This is a genomic window from Amycolatopsis sp. NPDC059657 (assembly GCF_042734395.1).
In the GTDB taxonomy this organism is placed as follows: Bacteria; Actinomycetota; Actinomycetes; order Mycobacteriales; family Pseudonocardiaceae; genus Amycolatopsis.
The window spans coordinates 80,354-84,925 of record NZ_JBHWEB010000033.1; the positions used below are offsets into that span (position 1 = coordinate 80,354).

Sequence of the window (4,572 nt, forward strand, 5' to 3'; positions counted from 1 at the left end):
CCCCGGACCATCTTTTTAATTTTTATGCCCCGGCGCCGCTCGGGGGGGGGGGGGGGGGGGGGGCCCCCCCCCCCCCCCCCAACGCTCACGACCACTAGAAGTGGATCTCGCCGCCGCCCGCGAAGTTGAGGTTCACGCTGGGGCCGGAGTTGGTGTATTCGCCGGTGTTCAGCTCGGAGTTGCCGGTGCTGGTCACCGTCTCGTAGGTCGTGTACGGGTAGCAGCAGCTGCCGATGGACAGCTTGTCGCCGTACCTGGCACCGGACGCGTTGGCGTGCACCATGCCGTTGCTGGTGTTCTTCCACAACCGGAGCGTGCGGCCGTTGCCGCTCTTCTCCTTGAGCACGACGAATCCTTGAACCGCCACTGGCGATCCCTTGGCTTCGGCCGAGGCGGGTACCGACATGGTCGTAGTCGCGACGAAAGCGATCAGCGCGGCGGCTGCGATCTTCTTGATCATGAACGAATCGTGGCATTCGGCGCTGTCACCCCGCTGCCATTCGGACTAATCCCAGCCGAATGGGTTACCAGATCAGAAGTGGAAAACGCCCGCGAACATCGCGGGCGCCGCGGCCAGCAGGCTGAAGCGCACGCCGCGGCCGAGCAGGCCGCCGATCAGGAACGTCGACATCGGCATCCGGACCATCCCGGCCAGCACGGTGGTGGCCATGAACGGCGGCAGCCCGATGACCGCGCTCACCCCGTAGGTCCCGGTCATCCAGTGCGGATGGCGATGGCAGCGCTCGCGCAGCGCGTCCACCCAGGCGCGGAACTTCTTGGTACGCAAGCGCATCCGCTCACGCCTCGGCGTCGGCGGGCGTTCGCGGTGCAGCCGGTCGTGCAGGAACTTCGGCAGTTTGATGGACCCGCGCGCGGCCAGGTAGTACAGCAGCTTGCCTGCGATCTGGCCGACCGCGACCACGATGCCCACGGCGAGCCACGGCACGTCCGGCCTGCTCGCGACCAGCCCGAGCACGAACACCTCGACGCTGATCAGCGGCACGATCGCGGAGCCGAACGCGACGCCGAGGGTCACACACAGCCATCCCAGCATCGCTCACCTCCCCGAGTCGCCGTAGTGCCCAAGTTAGCAGCCGCAAAACCCGGACACCCTGAGGTAAACCCCCGTATCTCCGGTGGTGCCAGCGATAAAAGATCACCTGTTCGCCGTCTTGCGGTCACCTTGCGCTGGAAGCCTGGCCTGGTGGAAGAGCACAGCCGGTTCGCCCGGTTCTGCGCCGCCGTGGTGCGGCGCCTGCCGTTTGGGCTGTCGCGGATCGTCGCGCCGAATTTCCTCGGCTTCGCGCTGATCAACGGGTTCACCTTCGGCGTGGACCTCGCACTGCTGACCTTGTTCCACGGCTGGCTGGGCCTGCCGGTCTGGCTGTCGATCACCCTCGGCTATATCGGTGCCTTCACGCTCAGCTTCGTGCTCAACCGCAAGCTGAACTTCGAGTCGCACGCGCCCGCCGGGCGCCAGGTGGTGCTGTACGTGGCCGCGATCGCGATCAACTACGCCGCGTTCCTGCTCGGCGTCGGAAGCGGCTTAACCGCGCTCGGCGTCCAGTACCACCTGTCGCGGATCCTGGCCGGCGCCTGCGAAGGCGTGTTCATGTACAGCGCGATGCGATGGGTGGTGTTCGCGCCCCGCTCAGGCGAGCGCGAGGTCCAGTGTGCCGGTTAGCCGCACTTCGCGGATGGTCGTCTCGCCGGTGTCGAGCACGCGGACGGTGCCGTCCGGGTTCCAGCCCGCGCGGCGGTAGAAGCCCAGCGCCGGATGGTCGGACTGGCCGACCCAGCTGATGCCCCGCTCGGCGCCCTGCTCGCGCAGGTCCCGCGCGGCCGTGGCGAGCAGCCGTCCGGCATGCCCTCGGCGGCCCCAGCGCGGCTCTACCAGCAGCGATGCGATGAGCCCCGTCCTGGCTGCGTCGTCGGGCAGCGCTCCGGAGGCGTCCGCGACCTCGCTCTCCGGCGCGAGGCCCGCGACGCAGAAACCGACGGTGAACTCGCCCTCGGTGGCCAGGTAGACGCTGCTGAACGGGAACTCGATCGCGTCCGTCCATTGCCGCTCCGCGTCGACGGCGCCCAGCGCCGCGAGCGCGCCGGGCAGGTCGGCGTAGGCGGCCTCCCAGGTGACTCGCTGGAGCCGGGCGATCTCCTTGGCGTCTTCCACGGTGGCCAGGCGAACTTGGGCGATGCTCATGCTGGTGAAACTTAGTGGGTCCGGTTTTTGTCGGTGGGTCGTGGCACCATCGGCGACATCATGGAAACGATGAGTCTGGCCGTCGCGCGCCGCACCGCGCTGGCCGCACAGGGGTTCGCCGACCCACGTCCCGCCTCGCAGCCGACGAGGCGGCATCTGCAGCGCGTGCTGTCCAGGGTCCAGCTGATCCAGCTCGATTCGGTCAACGTCGCCGTCCGCGCCCACTACGCGCCGCTGTTCTCGCGCCTCGGCGCCTACGACGCCGCGCTGATCGACGAGGCGGCGTGGACGCACACGGCCAAGCGCCCGCGCATGCTGGTCGAGTACTGGGCGCATGAGGCGAGCCTGTTGCCGGTGCAGGATTGGCCGCTGCTGCGTTCGGGCGCGAAACGGCAGGGCTGGTGGCGAAACTATTCGTCCCTTGTGGACAAATCGCCGGCGTTGATCGACGACATCCTGGCCGTGGTCAAGGAACTCGGCCCGATCGGCGCGGGCGGCATCGAGCGCGAGCTCGGCGCCGAGGGCCGCGGTCCCGGCGCGTGGTGGGACCGTTCGGAGGTCAAGAAGGTCTGCGAGTGGATGTTCGGCATGGGCCAGCTGACCACCGGCACCCGCCGGTCGTTCGAGCGGCTCTACGACCTCACCGAGCGCGTCGTGCCGCCGGAAGTGTTGTCCCGCAAGGTTTCCCCGGAGGAGGGCGCCCGTGAGCTGATCACCAGGTCGGCGGTCGCGCTCGGCGTCGCCACCGAGACGGACCTGCGCGACTACTACCGCCTCGGCCCCGGCGAGACCAAGCAGGCGGTCCGGGAGCTCGTCGAGACCGGTGTGCTGGAGCCGGTCTCGGTGCGTGACTGGAAGGCGCAGGCGTACCGGCACGTCCAGGCGAAGACGCCCCGGTCGATCACCGGGCGTGCGCTGCTCTGCCCGTTCGACCCGCTGATCTGGGAGCGTGCCCGCACCGAGCGGCTGTTCGGCTTCCGCTACCGCATAGAGATCTACGTGCCGGAGCCCCAGCGCATCCACGGCTACTACGTGTTCCCGTTCCTCCTCGACGGCGAACTGGTCGCCCGCGTGGACCTGAAGTCGGACAGGGCCGCAGGCGTCCTCCGCGTCCAAGGCGCCTTCGCCGAGCCGGACGCCGACAACGCCCGCGTAGCACTGGAACTCGCCGCCGAGCTGAAGCTGATGGCCGCCTGGCTCGGTCTCGACGGAGTCGTGATGGGGGAGCGAGGTGACCTGGCGAAGCCGCTCCGCAAACTCGTGCGCTAGGCCGCGTTCGCGGGCCGAGGATGGGCCCGCGTCCATCCTCGGCTCCGTCGGCTACAGCACCAAGTTCAAGGTCACCTTGGTGTCGGTGTCGGTCGCGTGCTCACCGGTCCCGTCCCCGCGCGCGGTCCGGTACTTCCCCGTCCCGCCGATCACGGCGATCGGGAATGTCTTCCCGGGACCGGGTATCTCCCGGATGTGCATGTTGTTCAGATGCAGTTCCCCATCCGGCAGCCGAAGCACGATCTTGTTCTGCACGACGATCTTCAACGGCAGCCCGGGAATGATGTCGACCACCATCCCGTTGACCGACCCGTCCCCGATCTTCACCCCGTCTTTCCCGTGCACGGTCAAGGACGTGAAGAAAACCGTCCCCGCCACCACATTCGCCCCGGGAACACTGGGCAGCGAAGTAGCGGTCCGCCGCGAAATCAACTCGACGACCTCATCCGCGCCCTTGCTCACGGCAACGGTCCCCACCGCCCCCACGGCCGCGACAGCGGGCACCGCCAACATCGCAGCCCGCCTCGAAAGGTCACTCATCCCGACCACTCCCTCCCGGTGTACGTCCACAAAGCACACTAGGAGCCCCCAAAACCCCACCCCACCCCCGAAAACCACCCCCGGCTACACCCAGCCACCCCCGCTACCCCAACCGGCCCAACCCCACCCCGCGCCCGAGTGACCCCGTTCGCCCACCACCCCGCCTCACCACCAGCCCACCCGGCAAACGAGCGACCCAGACTTCACCCACCCCAATCAGGTGACCCACCACCCCCACCTGCCCCCGCCCCTGGCCGGACGCCACCCGCACGCGAATGGACGCCACGCGCCCCAACCGGACGACACGCGTACGCCGATGGACGACACGCGTACCCAGAGAGTCGACGCGCGTGCCTGGGGAGTCGGCACGCGTGCCTGGAGGGTCGGCACACGCTGGTAGGCCAGATCCCGGAAGCCGAGCGTTCACCCGAGGTGCCGGAGAGGGGACACGAGGTGCCGGAAGTGTGAACCGCCCCGGGTTTGATGGAGGCTCCATCGTGTGAGTGAGGATGGAGTTATGGCCCGGTCTTCGAGGCACCCGCGTGAGGTGCGTGAGCGCG

General features: G+C 68.6%; 6 protein-coding genes. 2 read left to right on the forward strand and 4 right to left on the reverse strand.

Annotated elements, in window-relative coordinates; translation table 11 throughout:
- Positions 1-94: 94 nt before the first annotated feature.
- Together ACFV15_RS19840 and ACFV15_RS19845 are read right to left on the reverse strand one after the other, a co-directional pair.
- Positions 95-460: a hypothetical protein gene (locus tag ACFV15_RS19840; RefSeq protein WP_378351944.1), complete on the reverse strand. Its 366-nt coding sequence runs from the start codon at positions 458-460 to the stop codon at positions 95-97.
- Positions 461-532: 72 nt separating this feature from the next.
- The gene (locus ACFV15_RS19845) at positions 533-1,054 is read right to left on the reverse strand and encodes a hypothetical protein (RefSeq protein ID WP_378351945.1); all 522 of its coding nucleotides are present in this window, start codon (positions 1,052-1,054) and stop codon (positions 533-535) included.
- Positions 1,055-1,204: 150 nt separating this feature from the next.
- On the opposite strand from ACFV15_RS19845, the gene ACFV15_RS19850 reads away from it, so the two are divergent.
- The gene (locus tag ACFV15_RS19850) at positions 1,205-1,684 is read left to right on the forward strand and encodes a GtrA family protein (RefSeq protein ID WP_378351946.1); all 480 of its coding nucleotides are present in this window, start codon (positions 1,205-1,207) and stop codon (positions 1,682-1,684) included.
- Here ACFV15_RS19850 and ACFV15_RS19855 read toward each other — a convergent pair.
- Positions 1,652-2,203 (reverse strand): GNAT family N-acetyltransferase, encoded by a 552-nt coding sequence (locus ACFV15_RS19855; protein WP_378351947.1) that lies wholly within the window; start codon positions 2,201-2,203, stop codon positions 1,652-1,654. The genes ACFV15_RS19850 and ACFV15_RS19855 overlap by 33 nt on opposite strands.
- 60 nt (positions 2,204-2,263) lie before the next feature.
- Here ACFV15_RS19855 and ACFV15_RS19860 point away from each other — a divergent pair, with 60 nt between their 5' ends.
- Complete coding sequence (locus ACFV15_RS19860; RefSeq protein WP_378351948.1) at positions 2,264-3,472, forward strand: winged helix-turn-helix domain-containing protein; 1,209 nt, start codon at positions 2,264-2,266, stop codon at positions 3,470-3,472.
- Between the two features lie 51 nt (positions 3,473-3,523).
- Here the strand turns inward: ACFV15_RS19860 and ACFV15_RS19865 are convergent, their stop codons facing one another.
- A complete protein-coding gene (locus ACFV15_RS19865; RefSeq protein WP_378351949.1) occupies positions 3,524-3,934 on the reverse strand; it encodes a hypothetical protein in 411 nt (136 codons plus the stop codon).
- Between the last annotated feature and the right edge of the window lie 638 nt (positions 3,935-4,572).

Excerpts from the sequence above, each read along its gene's own strand:
- ACFV15_RS19855 (WP_378351947.1), bottom strand. The coding sequence starts at position 2,203 with ATGAGCATCGCCCAAGTTCGCCTGGCCACCGTGGAAGACGCCAAGGAG.
- ACFV15_RS19860 (WP_378351948.1), top strand. The coding sequence starts at position 2,264 with ATGGAAACGATGAGTCTGGCCGTCGCGCGCCGCACCGCGCTGGCCGCA.
- ACFV15_RS19840 (WP_378351944.1), bottom strand. The coding sequence starts at position 460 with ATGATCAAGAAGATCGCAGCCGCCGCGCTGATCGCTTTCGTCGCGACT.
- ACFV15_RS19845 (WP_378351945.1), bottom strand. The coding sequence starts at position 1,054 with ATGCTGGGATGGCTGTGTGTGACCCTCGGCGTCGCGTTCGGCTCCGCG.